13 protein-coding genes and 1 pseudogene are annotated in these 18,071 nt (G+C 69.8%); 6 read left to right on the top strand and 8 right to left on the bottom strand.

Features of this window, described 5'->3' with window-relative positions; all coding sequences use genetic code 11:
• Positions 1–60: 60 nt before the first annotated feature.
• The 3 genes from ABGB18_RS35925 to ABGB18_RS35915 all read left to right on the top strand — a co-directional run bounded on the left by ABGB18_RS35925 (position 61) and on the right by ABGB18_RS35915 (position 2,732).
• Positions 61–1,173, top strand: a complete 1,113-nt coding sequence (locus tag ABGB18_RS35925; RefSeq protein ID WP_347700118.1) for a DUF4185 domain-containing protein — start codon at positions 61–63, stop codon at positions 1,171–1,173.
• A 219-nt stretch (positions 1,174–1,392) separates the two neighbouring features.
• Positions 1,393–1,812, top strand: coding sequence for a peptidase inhibitor family I36 protein (locus tag ABGB18_RS35920; protein ID WP_347700117.1), 420 nt, complete (start codon positions 1,393–1,395; stop codon positions 1,810–1,812).
• A 68-nt stretch (positions 1,813–1,880) separates the two neighbouring features.
• Positions 1,881–2,732 carry a hypothetical protein gene (locus tag ABGB18_RS35915; RefSeq protein ID WP_347700116.1) on the top strand — a complete coding sequence of 284 codons (852 nt, stop codon included), beginning with the start codon at positions 1,881–1,883 and terminating at the stop codon, positions 2,730–2,732.
• On the opposite strand, the gene ABGB18_RS35910 is transcribed toward ABGB18_RS35915, so the two are convergent.
• From ABGB18_RS35910 to ABGB18_RS35880, 7 genes and pseudogenes are all read right to left on the bottom strand, one after another.
• Positions 2,691–4,127 carry a peptidase S10 gene (locus ABGB18_RS35910; protein ID WP_347700115.1) on the bottom strand — a complete coding sequence of 479 codons (1,437 nt, stop codon included), beginning with the start codon at positions 4,125–4,127 and terminating at the stop codon, positions 2,691–2,693. The genes ABGB18_RS35915 and ABGB18_RS35910 overlap by 42 nt on opposite strands.
• 64 nt (positions 4,128–4,191) lie before the next feature.
• Positions 4,192–4,722 (bottom strand): DUF305 domain-containing protein, encoded by a 531-nt coding sequence (locus ABGB18_RS35905; RefSeq protein WP_347700114.1) that lies wholly within the window; start codon positions 4,720–4,722, stop codon positions 4,192–4,194.
• Between the two features lie 268 nt (positions 4,723–4,990).
• Positions 4,991–5,218: pseudogene (locus ABGB18_RS35900) on the bottom strand (MerR family transcriptional regulator); the annotation flags it as partial.
• Positions 5,219–5,251: 33 nt separating this feature from the next.
• Positions 5,252–5,806 carry a class I SAM-dependent methyltransferase gene (locus ABGB18_RS35895; RefSeq protein ID WP_347700113.1) on the bottom strand — a complete coding sequence of 185 codons (555 nt, stop codon included), beginning with the start codon at positions 5,804–5,806 and terminating at the stop codon, positions 5,252–5,254.
• A gap of 205 nt (positions 5,807–6,011) precedes the next feature.
• Positions 6,012–7,205: a cytochrome P450 gene (locus ABGB18_RS35890; protein WP_347700112.1), complete on the bottom strand. Its 1,194-nt coding sequence runs from the start codon at positions 7,203–7,205 to the stop codon at positions 6,012–6,014.
• A 181-nt stretch (positions 7,206–7,386) separates the two neighbouring features.
• Positions 7,387–10,539, bottom strand: a complete 3,153-nt coding sequence (locus ABGB18_RS35885; protein ID WP_347700111.1) for a BTAD domain-containing putative transcriptional regulator — start codon at positions 10,537–10,539, stop codon at positions 7,387–7,389.
• A gap of 646 nt (positions 10,540–11,185) precedes the next feature.
• A complete protein-coding gene (locus tag ABGB18_RS35880; RefSeq protein WP_347700110.1) occupies positions 11,186–11,692 on the bottom strand; it encodes a DUF4188 domain-containing protein in 507 nt (168 codons plus the stop codon).
• Positions 11,693–12,312: 620 nt separating this feature from the next.
• Between ABGB18_RS35880 and ABGB18_RS35875 the strand changes: the two genes are divergently transcribed.
• From ABGB18_RS35875 to ABGB18_RS35865, 3 genes are all read left to right on the top strand, one after another.
• The gene (locus tag ABGB18_RS35875; protein WP_347700109.1) at positions 12,313–13,104 is read left to right on the top strand and encodes an alpha/beta hydrolase; all 792 of its coding nucleotides are present in this window, start codon (positions 12,313–12,315) and stop codon (positions 13,102–13,104) included.
• 153 nt (positions 13,105–13,257) lie between these two features.
• On the top strand, positions 13,258–14,559 hold the full coding sequence (locus tag ABGB18_RS35870; protein ID WP_347700108.1) for an MFS transporter: 1,302 nt from the start codon (positions 13,258–13,260) through the stop codon (positions 14,557–14,559).
• The gene (locus ABGB18_RS35865; protein ID WP_347700107.1) at positions 14,537–14,794 is read left to right on the top strand and encodes a hypothetical protein; all 258 of its coding nucleotides are present in this window, start codon (positions 14,537–14,539) and stop codon (positions 14,792–14,794) included. The genes ABGB18_RS35870 and ABGB18_RS35865 overlap by 23 nt, the downstream gene beginning before the upstream one ends.
• A gap of 100 nt (positions 14,795–14,894) precedes the next feature.
• On the opposite strand, the gene ABGB18_RS35860 is transcribed toward ABGB18_RS35865, so the two are convergent.
• On the bottom strand, positions 14,895–18,056 hold the full coding sequence (locus ABGB18_RS35860) for a BTAD domain-containing putative transcriptional regulator (RefSeq protein ID WP_347700106.1): 3,162 nt from the start codon (positions 18,054–18,056) through the stop codon (positions 14,895–14,897).
• Between the last annotated feature and the right edge of the window lie 15 nt (positions 18,057–18,071).

Genomic DNA, 18,071 nt, shown 5'->3' with positions numbered 1-18,071 from the left:
TCTCGACAGTTAGTGATCTAACCACTACAACGGCAGAGGGCCGAATCCCGGAGGACGGTAATGACGCGACTTCGCTCCGCGCTCGCATCGGCGACCGTCCTGGTTCTCGGGAGCGCGGCGGCGCCCGCCTCCGCCCCGATTCCCGGCCCCGCGTGCTCGGCGGCCGTGCGCGACGTCACCGTCGATCCCCGGCTGACCAGCCTGTTCACCGCCTACGGCAACGACAACGGCCGGGTGGACGACTGGACGGGGGCCGACGGCACCTACTCGCTCCGGCTGCCGGGCGGGCGCCAGTTGTGGATCTTCTCCGACACCTTCCTCGGGCGGGTGAACCCCGACGGCTCGCGACCCCCCGTGGTCACGGAGGGCGGCACCACGGTCCTGCTGAACAACTCCTTCGCGGTCGAGCGGGCGGGCCGGCTGGTGACGATCCACGGGGGCACCGCGGAGCGGCCGGTCGCCCTGATGCCGCCGCGCGATCGGGACCACTGGTTCTGGGCCGGGGACGCGACGCTCGCCGGAGGGATCGTGGAGGTCACCTATCAGGAGTACGCCCGCGGGGAGCAGGCATGGGACTGGCGCCGGAACGTGCTGGCCAGGTTCGCGCCCGGGCGGCTGGACCGGCCGATCGGCGTGCACGCCCTGCCCTCGGGGCGCGGCGTCGCCTGGGGCGCGGGAATCCTGGAGGACGCCGGCCACACCTACGTGTACGGGGTGGAGGACCTCGGCTCGCGCAAGTTCATGCACCTCGCCCGGGTCAGGGGCGGGAGCCTGCTGGGCCGCTGGGAGTTCCGCACGGCCGGCGGCTCCTGGTCGCCGGACGAGGCGGAGTCCGGGCGGCTGATGAGCGGGGTGGCGAACGAGTACAGCGTCACCCGGGTCGGATCCGGATATGTCCTGATCACGCATGACACGTCCGAGCCGCTGAGCCCGAACATCGTGGCCTACTCCTCGTGCTCCGCCGCCGGGCCGTTCACCGCCCGGCAGCACGTCTACACCACCCCGGAGACCGGCGGGAACGTCTTCACCTACAACGCCCACGCGCATCCCGGGGTCCCGGGCTCCGGCCTGGTGGTGTCGTACAACGTCAACAGCGTCGCGTCCGCCGACCATTACCGCGACGTGTCCCTCTACCGTCCCCGGTTCCTGGACGTGAAACTGGCTCCCGAGTAACCCACAAGTTCCTCTGCCGCCCACCAAAGCTGGCAAGAGTTGCGTCAACGCGACGAGTTCCCCGTTACCCCGGCTGATACGAAGTGGGTCGGCGAGCCGGGCACGCGACCCACTCCGGGCGTGAAGCCCTCGACGGAATCGGCGGGTCCTCGCGACTCGTAATCCGATTCGGCGCGCCAAGTACGAGGTCGAAACGACTCACTGATCGAGGAGAGACCTGTGAGGCTATCCAGAAAGGCCGCCGGCTTCGTCGCCGCAGCCACGCTGTTCACCGTGGTCGTTCCCGCCGCCGCAGCGGTGGCGAGCCCCCGCTCGACGTGCTACGGCGGACGCGTCTGCCTGTACGCAAGCTTCGACTACAACCGCGGCCAGGTCGACCACTGGCGCGACTTCATCGCGGACGACTCGGACCTGTCCGACAACAACTGGCTGAACTGGGACTTCAGCAACAGCTGGCACAGCATGGACAACGAGACCAGCTCCGTCCGCAACCGGGTCGGCTGCAACGTGACCCTCTGGCAGCACGCCGAGTTCACCGGCGCCCACAGCACGTTCGCGCAGAACACGAACGACGGTTTCCTGGTGAACAACGCCATCGGCAACAACCACACCAGCGCGATCGACATCTGGTGCCGCTGAGTAATAACGGGAGTGCCGGTTTCCGGGCTTGGCCGCCGGAAACCGGCTGTCGCGGACTCCTGGCGGGCATGCTGCTGCTGCCCGCCGTGCTGATGTCCGGGGCCTGCGCGACGACCGGCGAGCCGGCACCCGCGGCGTCCCCGAAGGGCGTCAGCTCGGTGTCGGACCTGGTGCTGCCGTTCGACGCCTACAAGACCACTCCCGAGCAGCGGGCCATCCTGGGCAACGCCCACAACCACCTCGTCGTACGCTGCATGCGCAAGCAGGGCATCACCATCGCCCCGCCCGCCGAGGACTCTGACACCCTGGCCGCGATCGATCCCGGCAACTCGCGCCGTTACGGTGTCGTCGACATCGAGGCCGCCAGGCGCCACGGCTACCACCTGGCCCGCCCGCCCGCGCCCGACACCACCGGGGCGTGGACCGGCGAGCTGTCCAAGACCACCCGCCACCGCCTGTACGGGACCGCCGCCGACCGCGGCTGCCTCGACCGGGCGACGCAGGCCCTGGACAAGGGAGCGCGCGGGGCGGACTGGTCGTGGCTTTCCCTGCAGGACTCGCTCACGCTGGAGCAGGCCGCCAAGGACCCGTCGGTGACGGGGGCCGTCAAGCGCTGGCAGGCGTGCATGAGCCAGGCGGGACACCCCTACCCGGCGCCCGAGGCGGCCATCGCCGACGGCCGCTGGGATCTGGAGAAGCCCGCCGTGAGCGAGGACGAGAAGCAGACCGCGACCGCCGACACGTCGTGCAAGTGGTCGTCGGGCCTGGTGGCCGCCTGGTTCGCGGCGGACGCGGCGTTGCAGCGGGCCGTCATCCGCGACAACGCCGATCGTTTCACCGCGTTCCAGGAGAACCTGCGCTACCGCCTGGCTCGCGCCTCAGCCCTGCTGTCCGAGGACAAAGGCCGTCAGGTCGGCTGACTGCCGCAACCTGCTGGGCTCGTGCACGTACATCATGTGGCCGGCCTCGTAATACTTGAACTCCACGTTGGCCGCCAGCTCGGGGGGCACCGGCAGGTGGGCGAAGGCGTGCTCGGCGGCGTAGTACGGCGTCGCGCCGTCGTGGTATCCGCAGGCCACGTGCACCCGAAGGTGCCGGTTGGCCCGCATGGCGGCGGCCAGCCGGCCGGTCACGGAGACGTGCGCGCCCTCGAACTCCTTGTACGACCACGGCCGCACGCGCGAGGTGAGCACCTCGTACGGCAGGTCGTTGGCATAGCCCAGTTCCGTGCGCAGGTAGTGGTTGAGCGCGGCGCTGTAGGGCCCCATGATCGCGTCCATGCTGGGGTCGGAGGTGAAGTGCTCGCGCCCCGAGTCCGGGTCCCACCCGGTGAAGCGGCCGTCGAGGCGCCCGACGGTCTGCTTGCGCGAGCGCAGCACCTCGGTGAAGAACCGGACGTGCTCGATCCGCAGGTCCACGCGGTCGACGTAGTCCTCGCTCAGCCCGGTCAGCGCGGCGATCCTGGCGACGGCGGCGGCCCGCTCCTCGGGGGTGAGGCGGCTGCCGCGGGCCAGCGCCCACGGGTAGTCGCGCTCGGCGTACTCCTCGGCCTCGCGCAGCACGTCGCTCAGCGGCCGGTCGCCGTGCAACCCGTGATAGTGCGCGATCGCTGCATATGTCGGTAGATAGAGGGCGTAGGCCAGGTCGTTGCCCTCGTTGAAGTCCCCGGTGATGAAGTCGAGCACCGAGGAGATCAGCATCACGCCGTTGAGGTACAGGCCGTAACGCGACTGCAGGTGCTCGCTCAGCGCGGCCGCCCTGAGCGTGCCGTACGACTCCCCGGCCAGGAACTTCGGCGACATCCACCGCCCGTTCCTGGTGGTCCACAACCGGATGATCTCGCCGACGGACTCGATGTCGCCGGTGAAACCGTGGTACGGCTCGGCCTTCTCCCCCTCGGCCGCCCGGGAGAAACCCGTCGAGACCGGGTCGATGAACACCAGGTCGCTCACGGCCAGCAGGCTCTCCTCGTTGTCGGCGAGCCCGTACGGGGGCGGCAGCAGCGAGCCGGCGTCCCCCATCACCACCCGGCGCGGCCCCAGCACGCCCAGGTGCAGCCACACGCTCGACGAGCCGGGGCCGCCGTTGAAGGCGAACGTGACCGGCCTGGTCAGCGGCTCGGCGTCGTCGAGGGTGTAGGCGGTGAGGAACATCTCGGCCTTGGGGCGCAGTCCGTCGAACTTCCCGTCGGTGAAGACCTCCTCGCGCAGCACCATGGTGCCGGTGGTGGCGGTGTACCTCTGTCCGGACGGCAGGGTGTGCGACGTGGTGACGAGATTGTCGGCGGGGGGCGCAGGCTGTGTTGCTTCAGACATATCGCCCAATTATGGATGTACATGCGCTGGGATCGATGGGCGCCGGGACGGTTTCCCCTGTGGGTCACCGGTCGAGCAGGTCGGTCATGATGCCGATCTGGGCCTTGCGCGAGGCCTCGACCTGGGCCGCCCACTCCTGGACCACCGGATTGGCCCCGCCCGTGACCTCGTCGGCGGCCATCCGGACCGCGCCGTCCTGGTGCTTGATGAGCAGATTGATCAGGTCGTACTCGAAGTGCTTCGACTTCCTGAGCGCCTGGACGCGCCTGACGTCGGTCTCCGGCATGCCGCCGTGGTGGTCGTGCGCGCCCGTGGCGGCGGTGAGCGGCTGGTCCCAGGAGTGCAGCCAGCGCAGCATCATCTCGCCCTCGTCCTGCTGCGTGCTCTCGATGGCCGCGGTCAGCGTCTTGAGCTCCGGGGTGGTGGCGCGGGCGGTGCCGACCTTGGCGATCTCGATGCCCTGCCGGTGATGTCGCACCATCATCTGCACGAACATCACGTCCTCGGCGTTGACCGGCTCCGGCCGGGGCTCGGCCGGGCCGCACGCGGCGATCAGCAGGAGGACGAGGACCGCGGACAATCTCCTACCGAACACCGCCCACTCCCTAAATGATTAGGAAACCTTCCTAAGAGTTGACGATTTCCCGCTGGAGCGCAAGTACGTGCCGGAGTCCTCTTCCGGGGTCGGTCACCTCAGGTGGGACGCGCTCCAGCGACGAGAACGGCCCCGCCCGGAGGACGGAGCCGTTCACCTGCTCGATCGCCGCGGTGCCGTACCCCGCCGCGGGCAGGGCCTCGATGAACCAGTCCAGCGCCGGGCCGACCTGCTCGCGGACCACAGCGGCGGCGTCGCGGCGCGGGACCTCCCGGTCGACGACCCTCCGGATCGTGGGCAGGTCCAGTCCGAGGTCGCGCAGCGTCCGTACGAGGTCCAGGCGGGCGACGGCGTCGATGCCGTAGAGGCGGTAGCCGGCCGGGCTGCGGTCAGCCGGCGGCACGATCCCGCGATCGGAGTAGAACCGGATGGCCGTGACCGGCAGCCCGGTCCGCCGGGCCAGGTCACCGATCGAGTAGAGCGCGTCGCCGTCCATGTCCCCACCCTCGTGTCTCGACCTACTGGAGACTCAAGCCGTTTCCGCCGCGATGGAACGCCGCAACGTCAGCGACCGGAACCGGTTGTCGTCAGATCCCACGACATGGAAGTCCACGATCTCGAAGAACTCGAGTGCGTATTCCTGGAGTTGTTCGTCGCTCCGGAAGGAGAAGAACCGCGGAGGACGGTGGTCGTCCGCTTCGAAGGCACCTTCCCCGGTGAGGTCGCCGCCGCCGTACACGCCGAGAAAGAACAGCCCCCCGGACCGCATCAGCGTGCGGATCGTGTCCAGCACCGCCGGAAGGTCGTTGTTGGGCACGTGCAGCAGGCAATTGAGCGCGTAGACGGCGTCGAACGAGCCGGGCGGGAAATCGAGCCCCAGGAAATCCATGACGTGAGCTTCGATGCCCTTCTCCTTGCAGAGGGCCACCATCGCAGGCGACAGATCGACGGCCACCACGTCCAGGCTGTTGTCCCGGAAGTACGCGCTGTCCTTGCCCGTCCCGGCGCCGATCTCCAGCAGCCGCCCGCCACCTTCATATGCCGCCCGGAGGGAGCCGATCACGTCGTCGTAACGCACGCTCATCGCACCATGATGCCGGAGGGCGGATCACAATGAACGAACTCGTACCCGGCAGCGATTGCCGAAGGCCACATATGTGATCCCTCCGCCACGAACGCAGGAAAGCGGCGGCCCGCTGGGGAAGGGAGCCTCCGTCTTCCGGCCCCCCTGGAACCCCGCGGCTGACGCTCTGAAAGAGCGGTGAAGCGCCCGATTGCGCCCTCCTGAGTCACCAGGTGACCGGCAGGCTCTTCACCCCGTAGATGTCGGCGGCCTCAGGCCGCAGGCTGACCTCTTCGGCCGGTACGGCCAGGCGCAGCGCGGGGAAGCGGTTGAGCAGCGCGGGGAAGGCGACCCGCATCTCGACGCGGGCCAGTTGCTGGCCCAGGCATTGGTGGATGCCGTGACCGAAGGCCAGGTGACCGCCGTCCTGCCGGCCCAGGTCGAGCGCGTGGGGATCGGCGAAGCGCTCGGGGTCGCGGTTGGCGGTGTTGTAGGACAGGATGATCGCCTGCCCGGCCTTGATGCTGTGGCCGCCCAGCTCGACGTCCTCCAGCGCCGTCCGCTGGAACTGCTTGGCGACGCTCAGATACCGCATCAGCTCCTCGACGGCCTTGTCGGTGAGCGAGGGGTCGGCGCGCAGCGCGGCCAGTTGAGCCGGGTTCTGCAACAGTGCGAAAGTGCCCAGCGCCAGCATGTTCGCGGTCGTGTCGAGCCCGGCCGTCAGCAGGATCAGGCTTATCCCCTTCAGCTCCTCGTCGGTGAAGTCGCTGTCGAGCAGGTCGCTGAGCACGTCGTCGGTGGGGTTCGCGCGCTTGGCGGCCACCAGCTCCGCGAGGTAGGTCTGGGTGGCGGTGTAGGCCGCCATCAGCTCCTCGTCGCTGACCTCCCCGCCGAGGAACTTGTCGACGTTCTCCTGGAAGCGGCCCCGGTCCTCGTACGGCACGCCCAGCAGCTCACAGATGACGATGGCCGGGATGGGCTTGGCGAAGGCGGTCACCAGGTCCGCCGACGGCCCGGCCTGCTCCATCGCGTCCAGGCAGTCGGCGGTGATCTGCTCGACGCGCTCGGTGAGCAGCCGCATCCGCCGGACGGTGAACTTGCCCACCAGCGGCTTCCGGTAGCGGCTGTGCTGGGGCTCGTCCATCAGCAGGAACTCGCCGGGCGGCGCCGGAGGGACCTCCACGCCGGTGAAGTCGACGGTCGGGTGGTGGGCCATGAGCTCCCTGCGCGAGCTGAACCGCGAGTCGGCCAGGACCGACCGGACCAGGTCGAATCCGGTGATCAGCCAGCCCTGGTGCCCGTCGGCGAAGGTGAAGCGGCTGATCGGGCTGTGCTCACGGGCCTCGATCAGCTCCTTGGGCGGGTCGAAGGGGCAACCGGACTGACGCGCCGTCGGATACGTGGTGAGGGTGTGTTCCATGGTCATTCCTCTCATCGACCGGGAAGCAGGTTGGGGGCCGAGCAAAGCGTCTGGCAACCCCGTGGCCGCACCGTTCATGGCATCCACCATCACCGACCGCCCTGATACCGGGCCGTCACCGCACTGACACGGCCGCTGACACGCCCTCGGCCCTGGAGCTACCTGTTGGCGCACGCGACGTTCACCAGGCGAGCGTGACCTCTGCCAGCTCGCGCCAATCCCGTTCCCGGCCGGCCCGGGTCGCCTCGGCGAACACGGTTTCACCGAGGCGGCCGCGCGTGGCCGCGGCGATCCTGGAAGCGTCCGGCTGCGAACGATCCGGCGTACCGCGTACGACGTCGCTCGCCGCGAGCAGTCGCACGGCCTGCTCGTGCTGTCCCTGGCGCAGCGCGAGATCCGCGATCCCGATCAACACCTCGGCGGTCATCGCCGGAAACTTGTGCTCTATGGCCGCGCGCAATGCCTCGGTCCAGTGCTCGCGGGCCTTCTCCAGGTCGTCGGTGAGATAGCCGTACAGGTCCATGATCCTGACACGGATGAATTCGCCTCGTTCCGCGCTGCTCAGCAGCGCCCGTACCGTGGCCAGATGCTCGTGCGCCCTGTCCGGCTCGCCGCGCCAGCGCGCCAGTTGCGCCTTCGAAAGCGCCAGCTCGGCAAGCGCGTCCGGCCAGGCGACCTCGCCCGCGCACCGCTGCGCCTCGGCCATCGCGAACGTGCTGGATCGCTCGTCGCCGAGCAGCCAGTAGAGCTGGGCCTGCCGCGCCCGCAGGCCGACCACGTCCTCGATGGAACCGATCTCGGTCAGCGCCGTGACCGCCTCTTCTTGGTGCTCACACGCGCGCGCGAACTCGCCACGCTTGGCGAGCCGATCGGCCAGGTAGGTCAGCGCCAACGAGACCCCCCACCGGTCACCCTGCCTGCGGAACTCGAAAAGGGCGATTTCGATGTCGTCGTCCACGTCGGTCTCGTCGCCGCCGAGCGTGAGCCGCAGTTGGCCACGGCTGAGCCTGGCCTGTGCGCGTACCCATGGATCGTTGTCGGCGATGAGCGGCTCGAACGCGGGCAGGAACTCCGTCGGCCCCTGCAATATCCGCTCCAGCGGCACGACGAACCCGAGCAGCGGGTGGCGACGCCCGCTGCGCTGGGTGACCCGGTGCGCCTCCAGGATCCAATTCCGCGCCTGATACTGGTCGCCGCCGGGCCCGGAGGACACGAACACCGCCACGATGAGGTACGCCAACGCCCGCACGTCATCGGACACCTCACCGTCCAGCGAGGCCGCCGCGATGCCCAACTCGATGCCCTCGGCCCGGTGCCTGCTGAGGAACCAGTACCAGCCCGCGGCCCCGACCAGCCGCATCGCCTCCTCGGCCCATCCATCGGCGATCGCCCCGCGCAGGGCCGCACTGATGTTGTCGTGCTCGGCCTCGAGCATGGACAGCCACTCCAGTTGCTCGGCCCGGCGCAGGTGCGGATCGGCCGTCTCGGCCAGCTCGGTGAAGTAGGCGAGGTGCGCCCGGCGGGCCGGCTCGGTCTCCCCGGCTTCGGCGAGCCGGTGCGCCGCGTACTCCCTGATGGTGTCGAGCATCCGGTAGCGCGGTGTGCCCTCGCCGTCGGCGAGCAGCAGCGACTTCTCGATCAACGCGGTGAGCACGTCGAACACCTGCTCACCGGCGAATGCCTCGTCCCCGCACACCCGTTCGGCCGCCTCCAGGCTCGCCCCGCCGGTGAACACCGAGAGCCGCCGCAGCACGCCGCGCTCGGTCTCGGTCAACAGGTCCCAGCTCCAGTCCACGACCGCGCGCAGCGTCTTGTGCCGGGGAAGCACCGTCCGGCTGCCGCTGGTCAGCAGCCGGAACCGGTCATCGAGCCGGCGTGCGAGCTGGTCGACGGACATCGTACGCAACCGGGCCGCGGCCAGTTCGATCGCCAGCGGCACCCCGTCGAGCGCCCGGCAGATCCGCTCCATCGCCGCCAGCGTCTGAGCGTCGGAGCCGATGTCCTTGCGCACCAGATCCGCGCGGTCGCGCAGCAACCGCACCGCGGGCGATGACCCGACCACGGAGAGGTCCGTTCCCTTCGCGGGCAGCGCGAGTGGCTCGACCTGCCACAGCACCTCCCCGGTGATGCCGAGCGGCTCCCTGCTCGTGGCCACGATCCGCAGCCTCCGGCACTCCCCCAGCAGCCGGTCCGCGAAAGCCGCGGCCGCCTCGATCACGTGCTCGCAGTTGTCCAGGATCAGCAAGATCGCGCGCTCCCGGACCGCGGCGATGAGCCGATCCATCGGTTCCCCGCCCCGCGCACCACCGAGCAATCCCTGGTCACGCAGGCCCATGGCGGTAAGGGCGGCCTGCGCCAGGTCACCGCCCGCCCGCACCGAGGCCAGCTCGACCAGCCACGCCCCGTCCGGCAGCTCGGCGAGCATCGTCCGCGCGGTCTCCGCGGCCAGCCTCGTCTTGCCGGAGCCACCTGCCCCCGTCAGGGTGACCAGCCGATGCCTGACGGCCAGGCCGGCGACCGCGGCGAGGTCTTCGTCCTTGCCGACGAAACTCGTCAGCTCGGCGCGCAGGTTCGTCCTGTGGTTCTCCGCCCGCTCGCCCAGCTCGCCCCGCAGCAACGCGGTGTGCAGCGCGGAGAGCTCGGCCGACGGATCGGCGCCCAGCTCCTCGGCGAGCCGCTCGCGCGTCCGCTGGTAAACGGTCAACGCCTCATTCCCACGCCCCGCCTCGGCGAGCGCCCGCATCAGCGCCGCCACGAACCCCTCCCGCAGCGGGTACGTGGCCACCAGCTCGGTCAGCTCGGAGACCAGCTCGGAGCCCCGGCCGAGGCGAATGTCCGCATCCACCCGATCCCCGAGCGCGGCCACGTAGAGCTCGTCCAGCCGCGTGACCACGGCATCGACCGCATCGCTGCCCTGCTGTGCGATGTCCGCCATGACCGCACCGCGCCACAACGCCAGCGCCGAGCGCAGCAGCTCCGCCCGCGCCGCGGGCTCGGCGGCACGAGACTGCCCGACCAGTTGCTCGAACCGGTGCACGTCCACGGCATCGGGAGCCACGACCAACCGGTATCCGCCGGAATCCGCCTCGATCACGCCGTCCGGCAACACCCTGCGCAGCCTGGACACCAACGCCTGCAAGGCATTCACTTCGTCCGCGGGCGGCCGTTCCCCCCAGATCCAGTCCACCAGCCTCGCACGCGTGACGATCCGGCCAGGCTCAAGGGCGAGTGCAGCCAGCAATGCGCGCAGCCGAATCCCAGGAACCTCCACCACGGCCCCATCACCGTTCCGGACCTCGAACGGCCCGAGCAATTCGACTCTCACATCAGTCATTGTGCCGAACCATGACGGACCGACAAATCGCCACAGCACCCGATCCACAACCCCGCGGACGTCAGCTCGTTCGGGGGTCCGCTCGGGCGCGAGGACGAAGGCGTGGCCGCGGATGTCGGCTGCCGCCGAGTACAGCGAGACGTGCATGCGGTGGCCACTGGAGTTGGACACCTCGACGCGCCGCCTGATGGTGGAGCCGGGGGCCAGGTGATCGACTACGCTCTTCAGCGCGCGGGGGTCGGCGCGCCGGGCCACGGGCGCGTCAACCAGCCGGATGCCCAGCCCCTCTCCCGGGTCCCCCGCGCCCGCGGACGCCGTCGGCGAAGCGGCGACCGCAACAGGGCCCGGGGGGACCGCGGCTGCTGTAGAGCACGAGGACAGGCGCGCGCCGGTGCTCCAATTGCACGTTCCCTACTCCCACTGGCCCTAGCCAGCTGCCTTCCCCCGCATCTCGGCTTCGTCGGCGAACGCAGTGAGGTTGCCGCCGCTCAGGCTAAGGGCGCGACCCGCCTGCCTCGGACAGGTGCCATGCCAGGTCGTCCGGACGGATCGTGGCACGAGCCGCGTGGAGGATTCCGCGTCTTGCGGCGTTCCGCGGGGATGGTGCCGCCCCACATGCAGTCCGCTTCGCCTGCGCGCCAAGGGGTCAGGACTCGTAAAGGTCCGTCTCGCTGAGGACCGGGCTGCCGTGCTCGGAACGTCCCAGCCGGGCCGCGGAGCCGAACATGGGACCACGAGCGCGCTGGATCCCGGCGAACCGTCCGAAGCCGAGCGGCTGGGGCACATCATCATAGACGGCCTCCATACCACCCTTGATCGAGTACGTCTCGTGCCAGAAACCGGTGCCGCCGGAGTCTCGCAGGAAGTCGAGCCACCATTGTCGATGGGGCTCCGACCGGGCGAATGCGAGCAGCGACGGCAGGTCGCGCCAGTACTGGCGCATCCCCATGTTCATCGGGAAGATCGAGTAGTAGACGGGCTCGTGCAGAAGCAGTCCGTCCGGCTTGCCGGCGACCGACTCACTGATCTTCCGTCCGAAGCTGAAGAAGGTCCGGACACCGTACAGCTGGTTCACTCGCATGCCGAGGTACAGGACCAGGAGATCTGGATAGGCGGAGAGGTCGACGGTCTGCCGGCTGACTCGGGTCGGCATCTAGGGCTCCTCCGGGGTCGGATTACATGTGGGCTGGTGTGGGAGGAAGGCCGGGCAACGGCCCGGCCGGGTCGTCAACACAATGGGGGTTGCGCGCGGATCGAGTCGGCGCACTGCCGACACGTCACGCTGCTGGTTCCCGGTGAACGCCGCCCGCGGAAGGCCGCTGACCGCGACATCGGACTGACTGGCCCGCGCTGCGCCGGCATCGCGGCGAGGCCGGCGCGTCCGCGTTCACGATGTCGACGGCGCGCACGAACTCAGAGAGACGACACGCCGCTCACTGACCGGTTTTCGATTTGGGCGGAGAGTAGACACCCCAGAAATGGAAGGCCAGTCCGACGCCCCAGAGGACTATCGACCACATAGGCCAGAATAAGTGTTCCGAGTCGTAGATCTGCCACACCACGACCTGAGCCAGATTGGCTATTACGTAGCAGAGCAGGTGAATACGCAGGCCCCATTGTTGGGCGCTTTCACTTTTTGCCCTTCTCATGCCCGGCAAGCTACATCGGCGCACTTGACGACGACTGAGTCGCCCGTTCAGTGTTCATCAATTACCCGAGTTCAACATTGATCTGCAATCGAGGTGCGAACACCACACCTGAAAGGTCCACATCATGCCGACGACTCGTAGAGCGATGCTGGCCGGATCGGCCGCAGTCGCAACCGACGCCCTGCTGGGAACCTCCACGGCGCAGGCGCATCCCCGGCCAGGAGCCAAGCCCACGGTGGTCCTTGTGCACGGCGCGTTCGCCGACGCCTCCGGCTGGAACGACGTGGCGACCCGGCTCATCCGCGACGACTATCCGGTCATCGCCCCGGCGAACCCGCTGCGCGGTGTCGCCTCCGACTCCGCTTACCTGGCGAGCATTCTCGCCACGCTCGCCGGTCCGATCGTCCTGGCCGCGCATTCCTACGGCGGAATCGTCGTCACGAACGCCGCGGCCGGCAACCCGAACGTGAAAGCGCTGGTCTACGTGGCTGCGTTCGCCCCCGACGAGGGAGAGTCGCTGCTGGAACTGCAGACCAAATTTCCGGGAAGCAAGCTCGACGAAGCCGCGCTGGACTTCCGCCCGTACGGCGAGGGGACCGTCGACGGATACATCAAGAAAGAATTCTTCCGTGACGTTTTCGCCGGCGACGTGCCGAAGCCGGCCGCCGACCTGATGCACGCGGGCCAGCGGCCCGCTGACGCCCGCGCACTTGGGGAGCCCTCCGGCGCCCCGGCCTGGAAGACCATTCCCTCCTACTACCTCGCCGCTCGGAACGACCAGGTGCTTCCCGTCGCGGCACAGCGGTTCATGGCCCGGCGGGCCGGCTCAAAGATCCACGAGGTCGGCGCCTCGCACGTCGCGATGATCGCGCAGCCCACCGTGACGGCCGACCTCATCAAACGCGCCGCTCGCTGACGGCTCAGGACAGCGACGTTTGAACGGTTGAGACGGCCCGCGACGTCGACGGCCTGACCGGCACCGAGGTCACGGCTCCGCCCGGCGACGTCGACCGGCGCACGACGTACTGCGGGGCGACTTTGGTCTCCGTTGAGAATCTGGAGGACAACGATGCATCAGCGTGCGTACGAAGGCCAGTGCACTGCTGAAGGGAACCGACACACCTCCGCTGAGTCGCCTCTCAGCAATCCGAGGCCGACACTGTTCGCGCTGGCGCTCGGTACCTTCGCGATCGGCACCGGCGAGTTCGGCAGCAACGGCATCATCCAGCTCTTCGCCGCTGATCTGGGCGTGTCGATCCCGGTCGCCACGCACGCGATCACGGCATACGCCATAGGGGTGGTGATCGGCTCCCCTGCGATCACCCTTCTCGCCGCCCGGGTCAACCGGCGCACTCTGCTGCTCGGCCTGATCGTGCTGTTCCTGGTGGGCAACATGCTGTCCGCCCTGGCGACGAACATCGAACTGCTCGTCGTGTTCCGCTTCGTCGCGGGCAGCGTGCAAGGGGCGTTCTTCGGCGCCGGGGCTGTCGTCGCCGCGTACATGTACGGCCCGGGCAAGGGCGGCAAGGCGTTCGCCACCGTGATGGGAGGACTTACCGTCGCCACCATCATCGGGTCGCCACTCGGCACCTTCATCGGGCAGAACGCCGGCTGGCGAAGCATGTACTGGACCGTGGTCGCCATCGGTCTGCTCGCCGGCGCTGCCCTGGTGACCTGGCTGCCACGCACCGACGACCTGCGTGGCGGCTCCGTCGCAAACGAGTTGAGCGCCCTCCGCCGGCTCGACGTCTGGCTGATGAGCGCCGTCGCGGCGTTCGGCATCTCCAGCATCTTCGCCGTCTACACGTTCATAGCCCCCTTCGTCACCGACGCGGCGTTGCAGGACGCCTCGCTCATCCCGATCGCACTCGCCGTCTTCGGCCTCGGCATGGCGGTCGGCAACCACCTCGGCGGACGCGTCGCCGACGGATACGAGCACCGCGGTCTGATCTGGGGCTACGGCGGTGTGCTGGCGCTCCTGGTGGTGATCGGCGTGGCCGGCAGCAACCTGTCGATCCTGCTGCCCTGCCTGTTCGGTGTCGGCGCGACCATGATGTTCGCGATCCCCACCATCCAGGTCAGGCTTACCGGCTTCGCGCCGGACGCCCCAACCCTGATGGGTGCGCTCAACCTGGCCGCGCTCAATCTGGCCAACTCGCTGGGCGCGATCGGCGGCGCGATCACCCTCAACGCAGGCTGGGGGGCCCTGTCCACCGTCTGGGCCGGCTTCGTTCTCACCTCAGCCGGGCTGCTCCTCTACCTCGTGGCCGTCGCCCGGGCAAAGCCTGTAGCCGGTCCCGGTTTCCGCCCGGCTACAGGCCCTCGCCGAGCAGGACGGCAGCGCCGAAGTGCTGCTCGCGGCGTTCCGTGAACGGCGCGATGTCATCCGCTCGGCCGCCGGCGGTGCCCTGGAGATCGCCGGTCAGCCCGACACCGCGGAGACGCTGGAACTGCGTTCCTACGTGGAGCAGACGCTCCTGCCCCACACCTGGCGCAGCGCCACCACGCCCGCAGGACGTGCGCTGATGGCATCCGCTGAGCTGTCGGCGGACGACCTTCCGGCCTCGGTGCGCCACGGCTCGGTGGTGCGGCGGGAGCACGCATGACTGTGCCGGCCGCGGTGGTCGCCCTGGCCGGCGGGGCGGAACGAGGCCGCCACCCGTACGCGGCCCGCGCCGATCTCGATGCGTTACGCACGGCGTCAGGTCACGGAACAGGTCCGCCAAGCTCTCGCACCAGTTGCTCAGCCCGGCGGGTGAAGAGGTGAGCTCCCCGCTCGGCGGACAGCGCACGTGCCCGCTCGGCGGCTGCCCGGGCCACCTCGACGCGGGCGCCTCCGGCCACCAGCAACCGGGCCCGCGCCAGGAACAGCAACCCCTCGGCGTAGCGCTCGCCGTAGGTTTCGACGACCCGGTCGGCCTGGTCGAGGGCAACGGCGGCGGCGTCCGGCCTACCGGCGGCGAGCCACATCTCGCTGATAAGGCCGTACCAGGTGGCGCGGCCGGTGAGCGGCGGGCCGAGCAGCATCTCCGTCAGCAACGTTTCGGCCTCGGCCGCGGCCCCGGCCGGGTCGAGGCCCGTCACGGCGCGCGCCCAGCATCGAATGATGCGAAGGTGCGCGCCGAAGAAGGCGAAGGAGAATCCGGGGTCCTCAGCGATGCCTCGTTCGGTGGTGCGCAGTGCCCAGGCGGGGTCGTCGGCGAGCGCCGCGATCACCGAGGCGAACGTCGCCCACACTGTGATCGCGTACGGGTCGGAACCGGCAGCCTCCAACGTGTCGAGCACCGGCCTGGCCGCGTCGAGGTCTCCGTGCAGCGCGGAGATCTCCGCGTGCATCCCGGCCGCGATCAGGTGGAGATCGCGCCGCAGCGGAAACTCGCTGTAGCCGGCGATGTCTTCGAGCAGCGTGCGGTCCGACCGCCTCTGGTATTCGAACGCGCTGCCGATCTCGCCGATGGCCCACTGGTAGATGGCCCACGCGTGCAGGCCGTAGGCGCGTAGGACGGGATCGGCCGACGCCTCGGTCTGTTCGAGGAACTGCCGCGCCAGCCGTCTGGCGCGGTCGAGCTGCATTCCCTGGCAGTAGGCCGCCTGGCGGGACAGCAAGAAGTTGACGGCCTCCTCCTCGCGGCCGAGTTCGCGGGCCAGGTGCTCGGCGCGTTCGAGGAGGTCGGTCGCAGAGCCGACGTATCCGGACCCCATACCGATGACAGCGGTGAGCTGTGACAGAGCGGACAGTTCGAGCTCGGCGAGACCCGCCGAGCGGGCCACCTGCGTCGCCGACCGGAGGTGCTGCTCGGCCGCTTCGAGAGCGGATTTGGCGACTGCCCGGCGACCGGCACCGATGAGCGCGCTCGCGGTGCGGGACGGGTCCGCGAGGGGGCCGGCGGCCCAGAGATGGTGGGCGACGCGCTCGGCGACGGACTCGACGCTGCTTTCGGTGGCTTCCAGCGCGTCCGCCACGCGGAGATGCAGCCGGATCATCCGGTGCGGTGACGTGGCCGTAGCGACCGACTCGCGGACCAGGTCGTGTGCGAAACGCAGCGAGAACGGGTTCCCGGGAGTCGGTCCGAGCAGGCCGAGGTGGTCGACAGGCTCCAGCCGGTCGAGACAGGTCTGGGTGTCGAGCCCGGCAACGCGGGCGAGCAGACCGAGGTCGACGTCGCGGCCGATGAGGGCCGCGGCTTGGAGCAGGTCGTGCGCCTCGCCGTCGAGGTGCGAGACACGGTCGCGCACGACGTCCCGCACGGTCGACGGCACGGCCGCGTCCCCGCTGATGTCGCCCCCCGCCGCGAGCAGCCGGGACAGCTCTCGGACGAAGAACGGGTTGCCGGCCGTGCGCGCGTGGATGCTGCGCACGACGCCGCCCCCGAGGTCGCGGCCTGCCTCGCGGCGGACGAGTTCGGCGACCCCGGCCGGTCCCAGCGGGCCGAGGCGTATGCGGCGATGACCGGACACCCGGCTGGTCACCGCGAGCAGCCGGGACAACTCCGTCCCCAGCGTGGGGGCGCGGTCGCGGAGCATGCCGATGATCGCGACGCCGCTCGGCAGCCGGACGGCCAAGTGACCGAACAGCCGCAGGGAAGCGACGTCAGCCCACTGGAGATCGTCGATGACAAGCACGACCGGCCGCGTGGCGGAGACTTCGCGGAGCAGCGCGACGACAAGTTCGAACAGGCGGAATTGGCCTCCGGCGTCGGCTTGCTCCGGCTCGGCCGGTGCCCGGTCGTCCGACTCGACGAGGTAACCGAGCTCGCTGGTCAGCCACTTCTCGCGCGACGCCGGCGCCAGGGCGTCCAGGACCGTGCCGATGGCCCGCACCCACGGCCACATCGACGGTGCGCCGGCGTCCTCCAGGCAGTTGCCCCACACGACGTGTGCGCCTCGCCCGTGGGCCGCATCGGTCACTTCTTCGACCAGCCGCGTCTTGCCGACTCCCGGCTCGCCCTCCACCAGGACGAGCCCGGTGCGGCCGGCCAGAGCGGACTCCACGGCCTGCCACACCACAACGAGCTCCTCGACCCGGCCGACAAGCCCGGCGGCCGCCAGCGGTGGCTGCCCGGCGTCAATCGGGTCGGCGGCGGCCTGTGGCGGCGGGACGCTGGAACCCAGCACCCGCCGGTGGGCGGCCCGTAGCGCCTCACCGGGGTCGATGCCGAGTTCCTCAACCAGCCGCGCGCGGACCCGCAGGTAGGCGGACAACGCCTCGGCTTGGTGTCCGGCAGCCGCCAGGACCGAGACGAGGGCGGCCTGGACCGGCTCGTGCAGGGGGGCCAACGACGCGGCGAGGCGCAGGGGCTGGAGTATGCGCTCCGGCTGGCCCAGCGAGATCGCGAGCTCGGCCGCCGCGGTGCAGGCGTCGAAGAACTCGTGGTCGAGCGCGACGAACGTCGACATGGCGGCAGCCCCGTGATTCCAACCCTCGGCCGTGGACCCGCGCCACAGCCCGAGGGCGTCGACGTAGCAGGCGAGCGCAGCCGTCTGCCGCCGCTCGGCCACGGCGGCCCCGGCCGCCCTCACCCGGCGGCGGAACAGGACGAGATCGAGGGTCTCGGACTCGGCCACGAACAGGTAGCTGTTCCCCCGGCGCTGCAGATAGGACCCGCTCTCCCGGGCCGGCAGCGACGGTTCGAGGAGCCGGCGGAGCGCACTCACGTATTTCTGGACGATGTTGAGCGCGCTGGCCGGCACGTCGGCTTCCCAGATGAGGTCGATCAACTGGTTCGTGCTGACGGGCTGGCCGGCGTGGGCCAGCAGCAGCGCGAACAGGAAGGCCTGTTGCCGCGGGGCGGTATCCAGCTCGACGCCGTCCCGCCAGATCCGCAACGGACCGAGGACCTCGATTCGGAGCGCGCGCTCGTGAGCCACGGTCGGGATTGCCAC

Origin of the sequence: Nonomuraea sp. B12E4 (assembly GCF_039871825.1) — a bacterium.
Taxonomy (GTDB): Bacteria; Actinomycetota; Actinomycetes; order Streptosporangiales; family Streptosporangiaceae; genus Nonomuraea.
Note: the sequence above shows the minus strand (reverse complement) of the source record. Positions and strands in the feature narration are given on the sequence as shown.

Bases quoted from the DNA above. Each gene is read 5' to 3' on its own strand.
- ABGB18_RS35910 (WP_347700115.1), bottom strand. From the start codon at position 4,127: ATGTCTGAAGCAACACAGCCTGCGCCCCCCGCCGACAATCTCGTCACC.
- ABGB18_RS35915 (WP_347700116.1), top strand. From the start codon at position 1,881: ATGCTGCTGCTGCCCGCCGTGCTGATGTCCGGGGCCTGCGCGACGACC.
- ABGB18_RS35880 (WP_347700110.1), bottom strand. From the start codon at position 11,692: ATGCCGACCCGAGTCAGCCGGCAGACCGTCGACCTCTCCGCCTATCCA.
- ABGB18_RS35870 (WP_347700108.1), top strand. From the start codon at position 13,258: ATGCATCAGCGTGCGTACGAAGGCCAGTGCACTGCTGAAGGGAACCGA.
- ABGB18_RS35895 (WP_347700113.1), bottom strand. From the start codon at position 5,806: ATGAGCGTGCGTTACGACGACGTGATCGGCTCCCTCCGGGCGGCATAT.
- ABGB18_RS35925 (WP_347700118.1), top strand. From the start codon at position 61: ATGACGCGACTTCGCTCCGCGCTCGCATCGGCGACCGTCCTGGTTCTC.
- ABGB18_RS35875 (WP_347700109.1), top strand. From the start codon at position 12,313: ATGCCGACGACTCGTAGAGCGATGCTGGCCGGATCGGCCGCAGTCGCA.
- ABGB18_RS35885 (WP_347700111.1), bottom strand. From the start codon at position 10,539: ATGACTGATGTGAGAGTCGAATTGCTCGGGCCGTTCGAGGTCCGGAAC.
- ABGB18_RS35890 (WP_347700112.1), bottom strand. From the start codon at position 7,205: ATGGAACACACCCTCACCACGTATCCGACGGCGCGTCAGTCCGGTTGC.